Raw genomic sequence first — 18864 nt, forward strand, 5'->3', positions numbered from 1 at the left:
CCATGCGACGCAAGGGAAAGCAACCCAACCTTCAAAGACAACTGATTGCGCTGGTGGCGGGGCTGTGCCTCACGATCATCCTGACCGTGTGTTTCATGGTCGCCGTGGTGCAAGTGCAATCGGCGATCACCGCCTATACGTGGGGCGAAAGCGTCTGGTCCCGAGCGCAGATCGATACGGTCCATCACCTCAACCGTTTTTCCGAAACCGGTGATTTTTCAGATCTGGCACAGGCCAGGCAGGCGCTGGGGGTGCCCATCGGCGATCTTCATGCGCGCATCGCCATTACCTCCGATGTGCTCGATTGGCAACGTGCCAGGCATGGCTTCCTTCAAGGGGGCAACCACGAAGAAGACCTGACTCGCATGATTTTGCTGGTCCGTCTTTTTTCATGGCTTGATCAATTGGACCGGGCATTAACCGCCTGGGAGGAAGCCGATGACCTGCTGTTTGAGCTGGACCAGATCGGCAACGCAATGGAACGGGTGTGGCTGGTAACACCTCCGGATCGCGAGCAGTTGCAGGCCCTGCGCGACAGGCTCGCAATTGTCGACCAACAACTGCAGGCAAATGCCCGGGAATTTCGCCTGGCCATGGGAGACGCCTCGCGCTGGTCCGCCAGCTTCCTGTCTGTTGTCAGTGCATTGTTCCTGACTCTTGTGGCGCTGCTGTCCTGGTTCCTGGGATTCCGGCTGGTGAGACTGCTCAATCGAACTGAGCAGAACTTCCGCTCGATCTTCGAGCAATCCGCCATCGGCATCATCCAGATCGATACCGATGGCCGAATCGTTAACGCCAATCAGGCAACCTGCGACATCCTTGGCTACCGGCCCGATGACCTGGTGCACCGCCCCTATCGGGAGCTGGTCCATCCGGAAGACTGGGACGTTGCCCGGGAAGAACGACGGGGCATCAGTTTCGGTACCATCGACAGCTATACGACCGAGCATCGCATTGTTCGAAAAGACAATGACTTTCTGTGGGCCAGGCTCACCGTATCCCGTGTATGGGACGCACCTAGCAGTTCAGCGTACTTCACAACGGTTATGGAAGACATTTCCGAGTCTCACCGCCTGTCGACGGAATTGAGCTACATGGCGACCCATGACAGCCTGACCGGCCTGATAAACCGACGAGCCTTTGAGCAACAGCTCGCCAGCCATCTCGGGCATGTCCGCAACGGAGGCAAGCAACACGCCCTGTGCTACATCGACCTGGACCAGTTCAAGCTGGCGAACGACACGTCGGGCCACGACGCAGGCGATCAGCTCCTGCGCCAGGTATCCGACATTATCTCAAGAAATCTGCGCGAGGCAGATATCCTGGCGAGGCTGGGCGGCGACGAGTTCGGCATCATTCTTCAGAACTGCGACCTCGACACCGCCCACCATGTGGCTGAAAAGGTGCGGGCCTCACTTGACCATCTGGTGTTCTCGTGGCAGCAAACCAGCCACACCATCAGTTGCAGTATTGGCGTGGTGCCTATAACCGCAGAAAGCGCGGGCATCAGCGCCCTGATGAAAGCCGCCGACATTGCCTGTTACACCGCCAAAGACGGCGGCCGCAACCGCGTGTGCGTGATGTCGATGGACGACAAGCAGATGGCCTCCCAGCAGGGCGAGATGGAATGGCACAACCGCATTCAGACCGCGCTTCAGGACAACCGCTTTTTCCTTGAATGCCAGATAATTGCTCCGCCCACGGGCCGGGGCAAGGGGTTGCGATACGAAGTGCTGATTCGCATGCGCTCACAGGATGGTTCGGTGGTGCCTCCCAGTGCTTTCCTGCCCCCTGCGGAGCGCTATGGCATGGCATCGAGAATCGACCGCTGGGTTATCGAGAATATACTCGAAAAACTGTCCGCCGCCCCAGAACACCTTGGTGCCTTGGAAGCCTGCCACATCAACCTGTCTGGTCGCTCGTTCGATCAAACAGACTTCGCGGATTTTGTGGTTGGCAGGTTCCACCATTACGGGGTTCCAGCGAACAAGATCTGCTTCGAAATCACCGAAACTGCCGCCGTCCATAACCTGCTGGAAGTTCAGGCCTTCATGAAACGCCTGAGCGACATGGGGTGCAGCTTTGCCCTGGACGACTTCGGTTCAGGGTTGTCGTCGTTTGGTTACCTTCGCCGGTTGCCAGTTACCTGCCTGAAGATCGACGGGATGTTTGTTCGCGATATCGTCACCAGCAAAACAGACCTTGCAATGGTGAGGGCCATTCATGACATTGGCCGAACCATGGACATGATCACGGTGGCCGAGTACGTCGAGTCCGAGGATGCAGCGTCGTTACTGAAGGAGATCGGCGTGGATCTTCTCCAGGGCTTCTGGGTCCATCGGCCTTCCTCACTGGATGACATCCTCGGCACGGAACCCAGCCGTCTCTCGGAAAAGGTGACGCATCTGAAGCTCCATACAACGTAGCGGTTTCCGAGGCCCCACGGGATATCATTTGACTCGGCGAAACAGCACGTAATTTCCCAGGATGGCCAGTAGGGCACCCAATACGGCGGTTGTTGTCCATTCAAAGCCTTCCAGCCAGGTCGATACACTCAGGGCAACCACCGGAAACAGCACCGTTGCATAGCCAGCCCGGTCAGCACCGAGGGTCTGGATCACAGTGATGTAGCAATAAAACGCAATAATGGAGCCGGGTACCGCCAGGAAAACCGTTGCGCCCCAGAAGGTCGCTGAGGTTGGCACCACCCACTCCACTCCCTGCAACAGACACCAGACGCCGAGGATCACAGCGCCGTAAACCATGGCCCAGGCATTCGCCACCAACAAGGGGATTTGCGCCAGCCGAACCTTGATACTCACCAGGTTCCCCATGGAAAACCAGAACGTGCCGGCAGCCGCAAACAGGATGCTGGCACCGGTGGCGTTGCCAAGCTGCAGATCATGCCAGAACAGCAGGGCCACACCAGTAATCCCCAACGCCACCGCAGGATACAGACGGGCGGTGGGCTTCAACCGCAACCATAGCCAGCCATTCAAGGCATTGAACAGCGCCGCCAGTGAAAACACCACCGCCAGCAAACCACTGGTCATGGACTCGGCAGCACGGTATATGAGCAGGAAGTTCACGCTGTACAGCGTCAGCCCCTGCAAAAAAAGCCAGCCATGCTGCTTCAGCGTCAACTTCTGCAGGCGCCCAAGCAATGCAAGCACCACAAGGGCCACAACAGAGGCCATCAAAAAGCGATAGAACACCGAAATATCCACAGGTGCAGACTCAACCTGCAGGCGAATGGCCGTCCAGGTCAGGCCCCAGATCAGCACCGTCAGACCGTAATGCACGGAAATCGGCATAGCAGTAATTCCCTTTAAAAAGTGACGCGTTGATGGATCATGTGGCCAAGCTTATGGCAGTGCGAAGGAGAAAACTTGTCAGATCCTGCGCAACCATGGATGATTCTTGCGGAGGCCCGATATGCAAACAAACTCAGCCCGGATACCCGATTCAACGAAAAACCCCGACAGGGAGCGCCGCGACATTGTGGACGCGCTGCGAGCCGCCGGCGTGGCGCCTCAAAAGTTGATGGAGCTGGACCAGGGCCGCGCCCTTGCGCAGTGGCAGAACCGCAAGGGCGAGGTGCGCTACGAGCGTCCGCGCCATCATGCCCTGAGCATCTATATCAACGAGGGCGATAAAGCCAGGCGGGTGGTGAACGGACGGGCCGTGAGCCAGGGCTTTCCGGGGGCTGTTTGCCTGTTTCCCGCTGGCAGTCAGTCCACCTGGCAGATCGATGGCCAGTTCGAATTCTTCCACCTCTACTTCAATGACCGGGACATCGCCCGCTGCGCAGAACAGACCTGGGACTGCGAGCCCGACCGGGTCGAACTCAGCGAGCGATACCACACCCGGGACCCGGTTCTGGCGCAGGCAGGCCAGTTACTGGCACTGAGTGACTGGCAGTCACCCGGTCAGTCCATGGCGATGGATCACCTCGCCCAGTGGCTATTGCTACAGGTGGTTAGTCGCCATTCCAACGTTCAGCAGGCAACACCTTCCGTCACCGGACAACTCAGCACGCGTTACCGCCGATTGTTACAGGAACGTATCCACACGCAGTTGGACCAGACGTTGACCCTCGCAGAGATGGCAAGCTGGGTTAATCTGAGCCCTTACCATTTCACCCGTCTGTTCCGGGCGACCTTTGGCTGCGCACCCTATCAATATGTTCAGGAGCAACGCCTGACCCGTGCCCGGGACCTGCTCCGCCAACGAGGAAGCAAAATCACCGCCATTGCCCTCCTCTGCGGTTTCAACGACTCGAGCCAGTTCAGCCGGGCCTTCAAGGCCAGGTTCGGTGAGACACCCTCAGTCTACCGTGCCCGGGCAAACGCCAGGTAGAACGTCTGCATAACGTGTCACTTTCACTACATTGCCAAAATGTAAAGAAGAGGAATCCAGCATGCCCTGCTGGATTCCTCTTCAATATCATGCCGCGCTCCGTAACTACCGTAACCAACTTTGGAGTGGGTTCATGAAAGGAAAATTCGGGCTGACAATGGCCCTGCTGTTGACGGCAGGTTGTGCGACTGCCGCTGAAGAGCTGCGGATCTACACAGAACAATATCCTCCTTACAACATGACCACCAATGGTCAGCCATTTGCCCATTCCGAAGCAGACATCACAGGCCTCTGCACCGATGTGGTAAAAGCCCTTCTAGGCAAAGCCGAGCTGGATTACAGCATCAAGCTCAGGGACCTCAGCTATGGCCTCAACCGGGCCGAACGGCATCCTGACCACGCCATCTACTGCGTATCCAAAACAGAGGATCGAGCGCCTTTTTTCGACTGGGTGGGGCCACTGTCCTCCATCGAATGGACACTGTTCGCCAAACCCGGTTCGTCCATTGAACTGAACACCCTGAACGATGCCCACAGCTATCAGATCGGTGGGTACAAGGGCGACGTCATGACCAACTTTTTGATCGACAAGGGCTTTGACGTTTCCGCAATCAGCAATAACGGCCTGAATGCGCGCCGCCTGGTCCAGGATCAGATTGATCTCTGGGTAGCTGACGGTCTGGCTGGCCCGTACCTGGCTGCTGATGCGTCCGATGTAACCGGGCTCGAGCGCGTTCTGGTGTTCCGTGAAACGCCAATGTATCTCGCCGTCCACAAGGACACCACTCCCGAGATCCTGCAGGCTCTGAACAAAAGTTACCAGGCACTGGTTGAGTCCGGCGAAAAGAAGACCATTTCCCGCTCCTACGGATTCTGAGCGCACCGCAAGAGCGCCCTTCCTGCCTCCCAACGCCGACGTGATCAACGCTCACGTCGGCGCCTCCCAAAACCTAACGTTTTGTAATGTTTTCTGCCTGGATGGACAAAAAATCCACGACTAGTCTTGCGGTAGGCATCGATGGAAGTAGTGATGCCCGGGTGCCTGTTTAACATCCATTCAGGCCTCCCCGCGCTGACAGTCCGCCACAAGCGGACCTAACAACAAACTCCCAGGATTGGAGAATCACAATGAAAATCAGCACCGCAAGCCGCACCATGGCTTTAGGATCCCTTTTCTTTGCAATAACCGCACACGCCTCGCCAGGCCAGAAATCCACCGGCGATTTACTCAACGATTTCTGGAGCCCGGATCGAATCAGTCCGTTCGAGTGCCGGTTTGGCATTCTCAATAGCACGCCATTTGGCCTGCCCCGCTGCATGCAGGCAAGCAACATCCAATACCACCTGGACCGGTTATATGGCATTGCCGAAGCCAATGATGGCAATCGCGCTGCCGGCTTACCTGGATACCAGGCGACGGTCGATTACGTTAAAACCACACTGGAGAGTGCGGGCTATGACGTGACCATCCAGCAGTTTCCTTTCAATGCCTTCTACCCGACCGGAGACGGCATTCTGCAGGCCACGGCACCCACTCCGACCGACTATGTCTGGGAAGAGGACTTTACCTACCTGTCCCAGACCGAGCCGGGCGATGTGACGGGCATGGCCGTTGCCGTTGACGTTCAACTCGGCCCCGACAATACCTCCACCAGTGGCTGTGAACCCGAGGACTTTACCGACTTCCCCGCTGGATCGGTCGCCGTCATCCAACGGGGAGCCTGCGCCTTCGGGCAGAAAGCAACCAACGCGGCCAATGCCGGTGCCGCGGGTGTGGTGATCTTCAACCAGGGCAACACGGAAGACCGCAAAGGCCTGATCAACGCCACACTCGGCGATGACTATGCCGGGGGAATTCCCGTGGTGTTCACCACCTACGACATTGGCGCAGGTTGGGTTGAGCAGCCGGACCTCCAGTTAAGGGTCGTGACCAACGTAGTGAGAGAGCAGACCGAAACCTCCAATGTGATCGCCCAAACGAACCGGGGTAACCCTGACAACGTGGTGATGACGGGCGCTCACCTGGATTCAGTGTTTGAAGGGGCTGGCATCAACGACAATGGCTCCGGAAGCGCTGCGCTACTTGAACTGGCCCTGCAAATGAAACGGGCCCATCCCCGCAATCAGGTCCGCTTTGCCTGGTGGGGTGCGGAAGAGGCCGGCCTGGTCGGCTCAACATTCTACGTCAACAGCCTTTCCCAGGAAGAGAAGGACAAGATCAAGGTCTACCTGAACTACGACATGATTGGTTCGCCCAACTTCGGCAACTTTATCTACGATGGCGACGGTTCCGACTTCGATCTGGCAGGCCCTCCCGGATCAGCAGCCACGGAGGCGCTGTTCGAGAAGTACTTCAATCTGCGTGAAATTGCCTCCGAGGGCACGCAAATCAGCTTCCGCTCGGACTACGCTCAATTCTTCGAGGACGGCATTGCGTTTGGCGGGCTGTTTACCGGCGCCGAAGTGCTGAAAACCGAAGAGCAGGCGGCCAAGTTTGGTGGCGAGGCTGGCATTGCGTTTGACCCCTGTTATCACTCGGCCTGTGACGATATCACCAACGTTGACGAGCTCGCACTTGAAATCAACGGCGATGCCGCTGCCTTCGTGACCAGTTGGCTGTCCCTCTCAACGCGAGTGATTGACGAGGAAATCGCAGCTGCGGAAGAAGTGGAACCAGCTGCTGGTGCCCGCACGCTACAGGTGGAGCAGAAGCACGACATCACCCATTGGGGCGACAAGTGGATCAAGTGACATGACTGTCGCCTAGAACCGCGAACGACCCCGCAACAAAACCTGCACCTGGTCAACGCTGTCGTCTCCCGCCAGCGGGAAGGCAAAGTCCAGGTGCAGCATTCTCTGCACTTCGATCCGGCTTGAGGCCAGCCTCAGGCCGAACCCCACATCCGTCAGTGCACCGTCGTCGGGTCCGTTGTCGCGACCATCATCAAACCAGGCCCTGCCTACATCGGTGAACAGTACACCTCCCACGCGAAACAACTCGAAGGGATACCAGTCCGGAAAATAACGGCGCTCCAGTGTCCACAACGCTCTCCGGTTGCCCTGCTGGTAGCTGCTTGGATAGCCACGAAGGCCATTGTCACCGCCAATAAGAAGCTGCTGATCCACAGTCAAATTGTGCGCTGCCGTGAAAGACAGATTGGTGTACCAGCTGTTCCAGTCCACTGACCCGCCATGAAAGTACTCCAGACTCACGGTTCCGATAAGATTCTCGAAACGGTCCTGGTCAAATCGCCAGGTGCCGCTCTGACTGAACCCGTAGCTGGCGTAGTTGGTGTCCGTGGCCAGCAAAGCATCCCGGAAGTCCATATTCAGTACGGCTCGGTCTTCCGTTGCTCCGAGTCCCGGCGAGGAGTACCCCAACTCGGTACTCCACACAAATCCGTCCCGCACGTCCTCGACCCGTTGCAGACGGGTCAGGTTCGTCATTTCCCGGAAGCGATTCTCACGGTAGTCAAATCCGATCCATGGGTAGCTCAGAGTGCGATCATCGGGCAGAAGGTCGAGATTGGGTTCGTCCGGCAAGCGCTCGAATGCCCGGGCATCGTATCGAAAGCCGGCGAGCAGCCTTAACTGGCGTCCATTGCGCTCTGCCAACCGCCAGCCGACATCAACACTGGCAAAATCGCGTTCCAGCCGATAGTCCGCAATTGCCTCCGCCCCCACGTAGCGGGATTGTTCGCGAACGTCGTCCTCACCACTCAGGCCAAATCGCCACTCCGCCAGCTCACTGTAGAATGGTCGCTCAAGGTAGGCACTGCGACCGCGTCCATCGCTGCGTTTATCGTAGGAAAGCCCTGCCTGCCAATGGGAACCAAGCACGTTAGGATCATCGAAATCGACGCTGGTCTCGCTGCGATCGGCATCTTTTTTGTGGGATATCCCTACGCTCTTGCCGGAACCCAGGAAATTCGGATCAGAAAGACCAGCGTTGGTTTTGTTCTCGCCCCCCGTCCTGGACGCACCAACGCTCGGCAGTAGCGTCCAGGTGTCACGTGCAAGGACAGTGACTTCCAGCTCCTTCCCGCAAACGCGGGTAACACCGATCCATGCGGCCGTCAGGTACTCACTCTGCCGCAATATGCGTTCGGATTCGTCCAGCGTACCTGGTTGGTAAACGTCACCTTCGTCAAACACCAACTGGGCACGCAGGGCCGATTTCCAGGTCGGGGTATTGAGCGCGTTCAGCGTGCGATAAAGAAAATTGTTCTGTTCCGGATCGGTGGTATCAAAGATGGGGCGCCGAATAATGTCTATTCGACCGATTCGGGCACCTACCGGTATATCCAGGTCGTTCTGTCGAGCCAGTTGGTCCCGGGGTTGGTCAAGATCAATAGCTTCCGGCTGAATTTTGCTGGCGACACAGTTGTCAGTCTCAAGCTGCGCCCAAGCGCTATGGCAGAAAGAGAGAGTCCCAGCAATGAGAAGGGCTCGGCTTTGGCGCCGGAGGATGCTATCGCGGCATTGAGTACGGGTCATCGTCTGGCCACAGAACACGGAAACTCACTATGGTGATGATATTACTCCACTATAGTGCCGTTTCAGGCGTTCGTCCGGGATACTCGCACAAAACACCACCCGTACATCCTGTACGCCATTGATTAAAAAATTATTCAATCAATCCGGACTGCGGGACAAGGCAGTTCATTGCGGTGAGGGAGACATCCCGGAACACCTGTTCCGAGGCGATCACACTCGGGAAGCGATCGTAGACCGCACGTCGGCAGACCGATGTACGGGTCTCCCCTTCACTGACGCACGCCGAATGAGCCCCGGAGTCCGCGCCCTTTCCGGTCGCGTCCTCACACAACGCGGGGAGTTGGCGAACGACCCAGTCCATGGCTACGCTAAGTTCGACTGGATTAGCCGCCAGGTTGGTAAAACGACGGGCATCCACGGGTTGCGGGTGCTCCCGGGTCTGCTCCCAAAGTACGAACAGCAGGGCTGCGGAAACCAACACGACAGTGACTTTTGGAAACTTCATGGGGCCTTCTCAATCCATTGGAACATGGACGTGCGGCTCTGGCAGGTGGCCAGCCAGATGCCGCAGTTTGTCCGGGTTGCGCACAACATACACCGCCTGGATGCAGCCATCCACCACATCGAGTGTCGTGATCTGTGGCAGCCCATCGTGTTCAATGGTCAACCATCCCGGTAGCCCATTCACGATAACGGCTTTAACCCACCGAGGGCTGGGCGATGCAGACTTACGTGCTACACCCTCAAAGAACCGGCTGATCCTGTCGGCGCCAAGAATCAGGCGCCGCGCTGCAATCCTCTTACCGCCACCATCGGTATGCAGTATGGCGCTCTCACTCAGCAGCGCCTTCAACGTTGCCACGTCGCCACTGCGAGCGGCATCGAAAAATCGATCCGTCAACTGACTATGCTCGCTTGAACTCACCTCGTAACGCGGGCGCTCAGCCTGCACACGTTTCCGGGCGCGGCTTGCGAGTTGGCGGCAACTGGCTTCACTGCGTTCCAGGCTCACAGCGACCTGGCTGAAATCCAGCCCAAATACATCGTGCAACAGGAATGCAGCACGTTCCAGGGGAGACAACCGCTCCAGCGCCAGCATCAGGGCAAAGGACACATCACTGGCAAGCGCCTCGGCGCCTGCCGGAGTGTCCTGACTTTCGACTATAGGTTCCGGCAGCCAGGGACCATCATAGACCTCCCGCTGCCGATGAGCGGCGCGAAGGCGATCAAGACAAAGCCGGCTGGTGACCGTGGTCAGGTAGGCCCGCACATCATCGACTGACAGGTGATCGGCATGGTGCCAACGCAGGTATGCATCCTGCACCACATCCTCTGCCTCCGTCACCGAACCCAGCATGCGGTACGCGACGCCTGTCAGGTATCGGCGCCAGTGATCAAACTGATGCGCGGGCTGTTCATTCATGGCAATTGGTTCCCGGCGTACTTGGTTACAGTTTACGGTCATTCGGGTGAACCGCCCGAAAGCCTACGCTGATCCGGTTCCAGACGTTGATCGCACCGATCAGCAACGTCAGGTCGACGAACTCCTTCTCGGTGAAATGCGCTCGCCCCTGCTCGTAATCCTGACTGGGTGCACCGGTGTCAGCCACGTTCGTCAGTGCTTCGGTCCAGGCCAGGGCAGCCCGTTCACGAGGTGTGTAGAGCCCGGACTCACGCCAAGCGGACAGCAGGTAGAGCCGTGCTTCACTTTCACCGGCTTTGCGGGCATCGCTGGTGTGCATGTGCAGGCAATAGGCGCAACCGTTAATCTGGGATGCCCGGGTTTTCACCAAGTGGATGAGGCTGTGTTCCAGCCCACAACTGCCAACGTACTCCTCCAGCCGGGTCATTGCGGCGATGGCATCCGGGGAAGCCTTGTAGGCATTCAATCGCGTTTCCATTATCTTACTCCTCTGCATGGGGGGACACGAGGTGGCATCATGTCCACGTAGGTTCTACAGAGGTAGACGGGGCAGCCCTGATGTTTGTGACATACAGAGACTAATTTTTAGCAGACCCTTGATAAACGGTGGTAAAACGGGACCATGGCACAACCCTACTTTCTCGGCTGCCCCCAGTGGCAACATCCCGACTGGACCAGCCGACTCCCTCCCGGTCAGAGCCCACTGGCGCGTTACAGCAGTGCCCTCAATTGCGTGGAGGGCAACACCACTTTTTACGCCACGCCCAGCCAGGAACAGTGCCGACAGTGGCGGTCACAGGTGCCCGATGACTTTCGTTTTCTGTTGAAGTTTCCACGCCTGATCACCCATGACCGTCTACTGAGTGGCGCTGGCCGCGAAGTATCTGACTTTCTTGAGATAATTGCGCCACTCAACGATGTGCTTGGCCCCATTCTTCTGCAACTTCCCGCCAGTTTCGGGCCAGAGCGTCTGGAAAACCTCTGGCGATTTATGGATGCCCTGCCCCCGACCCTGACCTGCACCGTTGAGGTTCGCCACAGTGCGTTCTTTGACAAGGGGGAGGCCGAGAAAGCCCTGAATCGTGGCTTGAGAGAACGCCGCATTGCACGGGTGTGCATGGACAGCCGGGCACTCTTTGCCGCGACCCCGGATAACGAGGAAACACGCGATGCACAGCGCAAAAAGCCGCGAGTACCAGTGCATCTGCTCCCTGTGGATGCAGCGCCGGTGATCCGCTTTGTCGGCCATCCCGACCTGGAGGCCAACCGTCCGTTTCTCGCACCCTGGGTTGAGCGCGCAGCTGCGTGGATCGAGGAAGGGAAACGTCCCTATATTTTCATGCACATGCCGAACAAGGGCGATGCCCTTTCCCTGGCGGCGCTCTGGAATGAGTTACTGCGTGAACGGGCACCCATGGTTGATGCCCTGGACCTCGACGAGACCCAGCCCCAGATGGGGCTATTCTGACTCAGAGCAACTGCTGGTCATAGGCGTACTTGGTCAGCTCCGCCGTGGTATTCAGATCCAGCTTGGACTTGATGTTTTGCCGATGGGTTTCCACCGTTCTCACGCAGATGTTGAGCTCATTGGAGATGGCTTTACTGTTAAGCCCTTTGGCCACTCTGGAAAGAATGGCCTCCTCGCGGGGAGTAAGTTTGCTCTCCACCGGCTCCATTGTTTCCCCATGACGAAACAACGTCTCGGTCGCTGCCCGGCAGATGTAGGTGGCGCCATCAGCCACGGTACGAATGGCGCTCACCATTTCCTCAACCGATACGTCCTTCAGGATGTAACCCTTGGCGCCATGAAACATCAGCTGTGAAATGTATTCCCGGTTGTCGTGCATGCTGAGGATAAGCACTTTCAGATCGGGATAGCGCTCCTGGAAAATTTTCGTTGTTTCAATCCCGTTCATGTTCGGCATGCTGACATCCATCATGATCACGTCCGGCTTCAGGTCTTTGACCCGTTCCAGGGCCTCCAGCCCATCGGTTGCCTGGCCGACGACGTCGATACCCTTTTCCTGTTCCAGCCGCGCCCTGATACCTTCCAGGACAAGGATATGGTCATCGACCAGCATGACCTTCACTACAGATTCTGATGTGCTCATAGGACCGTTACCGTCAGGTTTACTAGACCGCCAGGCTTATCCTTATTCTTTCGACTATGCCTGGTATTGTTTGAACGAGGCCATTATCCGGGTTCCGTTTCCTGGCCGCGGGGACACCTCAAACTCCCCACCCAAAAACTCCACACGCTCGCGCATATTACGCAACCCGATGCCTCGTCTGGCGTATGCATCTTTCTCGGCAATGCCTACGCCGTTGTCGGAAATACACAGAAAGAGCCCCTCCGCATCCTCTTCCAGGCTCAGCGCCAACCGGGTGGCCTGGGCGTGTTTCTCAACGTTCGACAAGGCCTCCTGAACAATACGATACAGCGTTGTAGCCACCTCCTCGGAAATATCCTCCTGCGGTGGCTGGATATCTATGTCCATAACGATCCCGCTACGTTCACGGAAGTCATCCAGCAACTGGTTGAGCGCCGCCAACAACCCCAGGTCATCCAGTACGCTGGGGCGCAGATCATGGGAAATACGCCGTACTTCCTGTATCGCACGGTTTAAAACCTCTCCGCCTTTCACCAGTGACTCCTGGGCGACGGAGTCACCCTCTGGAATATGGGTCATGGCCGTCTCCAACCGATATTTCACAGACACCAGCAGTTGGTTGATGCCATCATGCAATTCCCTCGATACCCGGCGGCGTTCTTCTTCCTGATGTTGCACGGTCTTGTGGCTCAGCTCTTTCAGATTCTGGTCCGCCAAGCGATGTTCGTGCACATTAAACAGAACCCCCGCAGACACCACAACACCGATTGATACCATCAACGCCAACAGAATGGCCCACAGGGTCTGTTTAACGTTAGCGTCCACGCCCGCTTCGATGGCCCGCATCTCAGCGGCAATATCATCGATATACAATCCCGTACCAAACATCCATTGCCAGTCTTCAATCTGTTCAACGTAGCCAACTTTATCCACTTCCTTGCCGGTGGAAGGCTGCTGCCACAGATACTGGTAATACCCTCCGCCATTGTCAGCAATCCGTATCAGATTCTGGATCAGATAGTTCCCGCTACTGTCCTGGAAATCGTACATATCCCGTCCGACCAGGGCCGGCTGTGCTGCGTGGACCAGGTTCAATCCGTCATGGGTGTAGGCATAGAAATAGCCGTCGTCACTGAATGAGGCCTCCTGCATCAGAGCCATAACCTTGTCGCGGGCTTCATCATCACTGGCCGCGTTCTGACGGACAAATTCGATAGCGGTGCGCATTATGGAAACGTAGTCTTTCAACGCTGTTTCCTTGGACCGCCGCAGGTTCTGCTCAAAAATCTGCAGTTCGCGTTCCATGAGTATGTCGCCCTGGTGCAAGGTCACCGCGGAGAAAATACCGGTCACCACCAGCAGGGGAACCAGGGCAAGCAGTATCAATTTTGTTCTTAACGACATGACCGTCACATTGTCCTTTATAAGCACACGCCATCTAGGCATCGGTTGCGAGACTCCATCAGTCTAACCCAAACCGTAAAAAAGAGCGGGCCTGGAGAAGAGTCTCCCCAGGCCCGCCAAACCTCCAGTCAAGGTACTTCAGCCAAATCGAAACATGCCCTAAGCGTCATTAATAAAAGCCTCCAGAACTCGCTCAGGAGGATGACATACCAAAGAACGCGGGGAAGATCAGGATCGCGATCAGCACCATTATCTGCAGCAGTATGAATGGCGCCACACCGCGATAGATGTCGGTGGTTTTAACCTCGGGTGGTGATACTCCTTTCAGGTAGAAAAGACTGAACCCGAAGGGCGGCGTCAAGAAGCTGGTTTGCAGGTTCATCGCGATCAGGATGGCGAACCAGAGCATATTGATACCCATCAGTTCAGCGATGGGCGCCAGAATAGGTACGATGATGAAGGAGATTTCGACAAAGTCGATGAAGAAACCCAACACCAGAATAATAAGCATGGTCAGGATCAGGAAGCCCCATTTCTCACCCGGCAGTTGCAGCATCCACTCCTCCAGCAGGTAGTCGCCACCGGTGTAACTGAACACCATGGAGAAGGCGGTTGCCCCTACCAGAATGGCGAAGACCATGGCCGTCACCTTGACCGTATCCCGAGAGCTTTCCCACATCATCCGCCAGGAAAACTGGCGATAGGCCACGGCCAGAACCAGCGCGCCGACGGCACCCAGGGCTGAAGATTCGGTCGGCGTTGCGATACCGGTAAAGATCGAGCCCAGTACCACAACAATCAATGCCAGCGGCGGTATGATCGCCATCAGGGCTTTGCCGATTTCCTGTGCCCGGCTGTCATCGCTATCCCGCGGCATCGCTGGCGCCGTTCCCGGCGATCGCCAACTGACGAACAGGATATACCCGATGTAGAGCCCCACAAGCACCACACCGGGGATCACCGCGGCCTTGAAAAGGTCCCCTACAGGCAAGCCGAGCACGTCACCGAGGATGATAAGGATGATGGATGGCGGCACAATTTGCCCCAGGGTGCCTGAGGCACAAATGGTGCCGCAGGCAAGCTTTTTGTCATAGCCATTCGCCAGCATGACCGGGAGCGAAATCAACCCCATGGCCACGACACTGGCACCCACCACTCCAGTGGAGGCGGCCAGTAAAGCACCAACCACGATGGTGGATATCGCCAGCCCCCCGGGCAGTCCACCAAACAGTCGCCCCATGGACTCCAGCAATTGCTCCGCCAATCGGGTGCGCTGCAACACGATGCCCATATAAATGAACAGCGGTATCGCCATTAACACCGTGTTCTGCATGATGCTCATAATGCGGAATGGCATGAAGGCAAACAGTTGCGGCCCCTCTGCAATCAGGCCAAAAATCAACGCAACGCCGCCGAACGTAAACGCAACAGGAAAGCCCCACAGCAGCATGAAGAGGCAGGCCCCAAACATTATCATCCCGATCATGCCAGACCTCCTGCACCGGTTTGCTCGTCGTAGGCGGATTCTTTGACAAGAACCCTGAGAGCGAAGGTCGCCATGCCCACGCTGGCAACCGCCAGCCAGAATGAAGAAAACGGAATCAGCCCTTTAACAATAAAGCGGTAGGGCAAACCTCCCGGATCTCCGCTGCCTTCTCCCATGTGATAGGCATCAAGCATGTATCCCCAACCCAGCCAGGCGATCATGGCGGCAATCGGAAGCGCAAAAAAAAGGGCCCCAACAAGATTGACCCAAGCCTTGAAAGCTTCACTACGGCCGGCATAAAGAACGTCCACTCGCACGTGGCCATCCGTCCTCATGGCGTAAGGAATGCCCATCAGAAAGACGACGGCGTACAAGTGCCACTCCAATTCCTGCATCCCAATGGATACCTCATTGAAGGCATACCGAGCCACCACATCGTAGAAAACGTTCAGCATCATCAGGACAAATGCCACGCTTGCGACCCAGCCACACGCTCGAGATACAGCGCCTAACCCGTCATCCACAGCAATTAACCAACGCATTACAACTCCTCTTGCCGAAGCGGGGACTCCGGACCAATCGGGATTAAATAGGACTCATGAAAACACCCGAATGCCGACGCTTCTTGCGAAGCGCCAAGCATCCGGCCAATGGCGGGAAACTTACTCTTCCAGTTCGGCCATGGTGTTCAGGTAGGCGCGCTCGGAGATGTCGATGTAAGCACGTGTTTTGTCCAGATAGGCCTGCTGTGACTTGATAATGCGCTGACCTTGCTCGTTATCCCTGGAATACGCTTCCAGGACCTTTTCGTTAGCCGCGACCATGGCTTTGAAGATATCGTCCGGGAAGGTTTTGACCTTGACGTTCGGGTACTCGTCACGAATGGATGCCCAAGCTTGTGCATTGGCATGCACGGATTGGGTCAGCATGTCGTAGGATGCCGTACGCATAGAGACACGCAGAACTTCCTGCAGATCCGCCGGCAGGTCCTCCCAGACATCCTTGTTGATCAGGAACTGCAACTCGGTGGCGGGTTCATGCCAGCCGGTGTAGTAATAGTCAGCAATCTGCTGAAAACCCAGACGCAGGTCCAGGGCCGGGCCTACCCACTCAACCGCATCGATGGTGTTGCGCTCCAGGGCAGTGTAAAGCTCTCCCGGCGGGATGTTGGTAGGATTAACGCCAACTTCGGCAAAGACTTCGCCAGCAAACCCGGGGATTCGCATTTTCAGCCCGTCGAGGTCTTCCAGGGTTTTGATTTCTTTGCGGAACCAGCCGCCCATCTGGTTGCCCGTATTACCGCCCGGGAACGACAGCATGTTATGGGGCTCGTACACTTCCTGCATCAGCTCCATACCGCCACCGTGGTAGAACCACGCCCATTGCTCCTGAGCGTTCATACCAAACGGCATACTGGTGAAGTAAAGGGTGTTGGGCACTTTGCCCTTCCAATAATAAGACGCTGAATGGCCCATGTCGTATTGGCCCGCTTTAACCATATCAAAGACGCCAAAAGGCGCTTTGTGGCGGTTGGCGGAATCGATCCGGATCTTGAGCCGGCCGTTGGACATTTTTTCGGCCATTTCCGCCATGTTCTTGGTGGCATCACCGAAAATCGGGAAGTTCGGCCCCCAGGTTTCTGCGAGTCGGAGGGTGTAGCTCTTATCAGCAGCGTGGGCAAAGGACGTGAACAGCACGGAGAACACCACTGCGGCGGTCGCAGCAGCTTTCAAGAAGTTTTTCATGATCTTGTTCCTGTTGTGTTTGTTGTATTAGAACGATGCTCGGGTCGTCATTCGCGACTTATGGTCACGATTTGAGCGAGAACTAACAATCCGTAGGAATGACCAAACCAATACGCAGTGATTACTTAGAGCGCCGCAGAAAAACTACGTATTAATACTTAGAGGTATATCCAACTCCTGCCCACCGTTTAAATTTGTAATCGCTAATAGTCGCGCCGCGCCCAAGCAAATGTCCCGGCTGCCGGGTCGATTGCATAAACTGCATAAATAACAGCGAACTAAGGAACCAAAATCGCCCCGAGAGCATGTAACGCTCAGTCTCACCGTGTATCGCTCTGTAAGCGCCAACTTCCTGACGATTCTCACCCGAAAAACCCTGAACCAGACCGCATATAACCGAAAAATGCCGCTGTAAGATTCGTCCGAACTCGTCAATAAATTGGTGCGAAACAATGTCAACTTGCGGCAATAATCTAACGAAGCATGGACTGCTGACTCTATCTTTAGCGGTTCTGCTTTCGGGCTGCGGTCTCGACATGACGTCCTCAGACAACGCCACGACACCACAGTCAGAAGCCTCAACCACTCCGGCGGCTGAAACGGTTGAGCTTGCCGGCGCCGCCATGAAAGGCGTTATTCAACAAGGCCTGGTGACCGCCACTCGCCTGATATCCGACAAAGACGGCTACTATGCTCCACAGCGACAGGCCGCAAAACCGGTTTTGACAGCAAACGACGGTAGTTATGTGTGGCAATTGCGAGGAAAGGCGGACAGCTGGGCGTTGGTAGAACTTACCGCTGACAGTAATACCCGCATGACTTGCGACGTCGTTCCCCAATGCGAACGCAGCGGCGCCGAGCCGGTTGCCTTTGGCGACACCATGATGCTGGACGATAGTTTCAGTCTGCGCGGAGCCGGTGATCTTCGCATGGAAACCGTCAACCTCACGCCGCTGACCCATTTGGCCGTGGCGCTGGCTGAGCGTAGCGAGAATGGGCTCTCCCCCGATGCACTCTCTGGGGCCTATGAAAGGGTTGAAAGCTGGTTTGGCCTGGCAGCGGGCTCCTTGCGCCTCGACCCGCCAGACCTGACTCGCCTGGACGAGTTTAACGGCGTGTCTGCCGATGCCCTGCAGGTCGCCGTTGCCAATGCGGCTTTCCTTGCCCTGGTCAACAACAACGCCCAATGGAACAACATTTCCGATGTCCTGAACAACGTGGCAACCCAGATTCTCGAAACCGGCCAGATCAGCCTGATGGGCGACGGCGAAAACATCGCTCTGGCCGATCTCGTGTCTGCCGCGGCAGTGCAGGCCTCTGAGCTGCAGGCCGAGGTGGACTCGAGCGTCATCAGCCAGAGACTCGTGGTGGCCGAATACCGCTACGTACAACGCTTCAAGACCATTGCAGAGGTATACGGCGAAGACGACACCAGCGTTGTCGACACACCAGAGCCCGATACCAGTGACGACAACAGCACTGGAGATACTGTCGCCGACAACGGAACGGACAACGACACCAGCGAACCGTCGGCCCCCGAGCCAAGCCCCGAGGACACCGTTCCGACCAACGCAGCCCTGCTAAGCTGGACCGCGCCGCTCACCAGAGAAAATGGTGACAGTCTCGCGATGGGCGAAATTGCCGGCTTTGAGGTGGTTTACGGCAACAGCGAGGACAACCTGGACCAAAGCCTGGCCATTGGCGACGCCTCTATCGACGAGTTGCTGGTGGACGAGCTCACCGAAGGTACCTGGTACTTCGCTATCCGCACCCTGGATACGGATGGCAACCGCAGCCGGTTGTCAGAGGTGGTCTACAAGCAGATATAATGCAGCGTAG

At 56.7% G+C, this 18864-nt stretch carries 16 protein-coding genes; 6 read left to right on the forward strand and 10 right to left on the reverse strand.

Translation table 11 applies throughout. From position 1 onward, the window contains the following. The first annotated feature begins 2 nt into the window (after positions 1 to 2). Entirely contained in the window at positions 3 to 2426 is a 2424-nt protein-coding gene (locus MDG893_RS05145) for a putative bifunctional diguanylate cyclase/phosphodiesterase (protein WP_007152670.1), read from the forward strand. A 24-nt stretch (positions 2427 to 2450) separates the two neighbouring features. On the opposite strand, the gene MDG893_RS05150 is transcribed toward MDG893_RS05145, so the two are convergent. Beyond that, the gene (locus MDG893_RS05150) at positions 2451 to 3314 is read right to left on the reverse strand and encodes a DMT family transporter (RefSeq protein ID WP_007152671.1); all 864 of its coding nucleotides are present in this window, start codon (positions 3312 to 3314) and stop codon (positions 2451 to 2453) included. Between the two features lie 121 nt (positions 3315 to 3435). Between MDG893_RS05150 and MDG893_RS05155 the strand changes: the two genes are divergently transcribed. The 3 genes from MDG893_RS05155 (at position 3436) to MDG893_RS05165 (ending at position 7110) form a co-directional block, all read left to right on the forward strand. Beyond that, positions 3436 to 4359, forward strand: a complete 924-nt coding sequence (locus MDG893_RS05155; protein WP_007152672.1) for a helix-turn-helix domain-containing protein — start codon at positions 3436 to 3438, stop codon at positions 4357 to 4359. A 133-nt stretch (positions 4360 to 4492) separates the two neighbouring features. Next, the gene (locus MDG893_RS05160) at positions 4493 to 5236 is read left to right on the forward strand and encodes a substrate-binding periplasmic protein (protein WP_040474316.1); all 744 of its coding nucleotides are present in this window, start codon (positions 4493 to 4495) and stop codon (positions 5234 to 5236) included. A gap of 251 nt (positions 5237 to 5487) precedes the next feature. Further along, positions 5488 to 7110, forward strand: coding sequence for a M28 family metallopeptidase (locus tag MDG893_RS05165; RefSeq protein ID WP_007152674.1), 1623 nt, complete (start codon positions 5488 to 5490; stop codon positions 7108 to 7110). Between the two features lie 12 nt (positions 7111 to 7122). Here MDG893_RS05165 and MDG893_RS05170 read toward each other — a convergent pair whose 3' ends face one another. From MDG893_RS05170 to MDG893_RS05185, 4 genes are all read right to left on the reverse strand, one after another. Further along, positions 7123 to 8856: a BamA/TamA family outer membrane protein gene (locus MDG893_RS05170; protein WP_007152675.1), complete on the reverse strand. Its 1734-nt coding sequence runs from the start codon at positions 8854 to 8856 to the stop codon at positions 7123 to 7125. Positions 8857 to 8986: 130 nt separating this feature from the next. After that, the gene (locus tag MDG893_RS05175) at positions 8987 to 9361 is read right to left on the reverse strand and encodes a hypothetical protein (protein ID WP_007152676.1); all 375 of its coding nucleotides are present in this window, start codon (positions 9359 to 9361) and stop codon (positions 8987 to 8989) included. A gap of 9 nt (positions 9362 to 9370) precedes the next feature. After that, positions 9371 to 10279, reverse strand: a complete 909-nt coding sequence (locus MDG893_RS05180; RefSeq protein ID WP_007152677.1) for a sigma-70 family RNA polymerase sigma factor — start codon at positions 10277 to 10279, stop codon at positions 9371 to 9373. 25 nt (positions 10280 to 10304) lie between these two features. After that, complete coding sequence (locus MDG893_RS05185) at positions 10305 to 10757, reverse strand: carboxymuconolactone decarboxylase family protein (RefSeq protein ID WP_007152678.1); 453 nt, start codon at positions 10755 to 10757, stop codon at positions 10305 to 10307. A gap of 144 nt (positions 10758 to 10901) precedes the next feature. On the opposite strand from MDG893_RS05185, the gene MDG893_RS05190 reads away from it, so the two are divergent. Continuing rightward, the gene (locus MDG893_RS05190; RefSeq protein WP_040474317.1) at positions 10902 to 11747 is read left to right on the forward strand and encodes a DUF72 domain-containing protein; all 846 of its coding nucleotides are present in this window, start codon (positions 10902 to 10904) and stop codon (positions 11745 to 11747) included. Between the two features lies 1 nt (position 11748). Here the strand turns inward: MDG893_RS05190 and MDG893_RS05195 are convergent, their stop codons facing one another. The 5 genes from MDG893_RS05195 to MDG893_RS05215 all read right to left on the reverse strand — a co-directional run bounded on the left by MDG893_RS05195 (position 11749) and on the right by MDG893_RS05215 (position 17025). Continuing rightward, the gene (locus MDG893_RS05195; RefSeq protein WP_007152680.1) at positions 11749 to 12390 is read right to left on the reverse strand and encodes a response regulator transcription factor; all 642 of its coding nucleotides are present in this window, start codon (positions 12388 to 12390) and stop codon (positions 11749 to 11751) included. Positions 12391 to 12444: 54 nt separating this feature from the next. Next, positions 12445 to 13794 (reverse strand): cache domain-containing protein, encoded by a 1350-nt coding sequence (locus MDG893_RS05200; protein ID WP_007152681.1) that lies wholly within the window; start codon positions 13792 to 13794, stop codon positions 12445 to 12447. A gap of 193 nt (positions 13795 to 13987) precedes the next feature. Beyond that, entirely contained in the window at positions 13988 to 15280 is a 1293-nt protein-coding gene (locus tag MDG893_RS05205) for a TRAP transporter large permease (RefSeq protein WP_007152682.1), read from the reverse strand. Next, positions 15277 to 15822, reverse strand: coding sequence for a TRAP transporter small permease subunit (locus tag MDG893_RS05210; protein WP_007152683.1), 546 nt, complete (start codon positions 15820 to 15822; stop codon positions 15277 to 15279). The genes MDG893_RS05205 and MDG893_RS05210 overlap by 4 nt, the downstream gene beginning before the upstream one ends. Positions 15823 to 15942: 120 nt before the next feature. After that, entirely contained in the window at positions 15943 to 17025 is a 1083-nt protein-coding gene (locus MDG893_RS05215; RefSeq protein ID WP_007152684.1) for a TRAP transporter substrate-binding protein, read from the reverse strand. Positions 17026 to 17561: 536 nt separating this feature from the next. On the opposite strand from MDG893_RS05215, the gene MDG893_RS05220 reads away from it, so the two are divergent. Continuing rightward, positions 17562 to 18854, forward strand: a complete 1293-nt coding sequence (locus tag MDG893_RS05220) for a hypothetical protein (RefSeq protein ID WP_007152685.1) — start codon at positions 17562 to 17564, stop codon at positions 18852 to 18854. The last annotated feature ends 10 nt before the right edge of the window (positions 18855 to 18864 follow it).

The organism is Marinobacter algicola DG893 (genome assembly GCF_000170835.1).
Classification (GTDB): domain Bacteria; phylum Pseudomonadota; class Gammaproteobacteria; order Pseudomonadales; family Oleiphilaceae; genus Marinobacter; species Marinobacter algicola.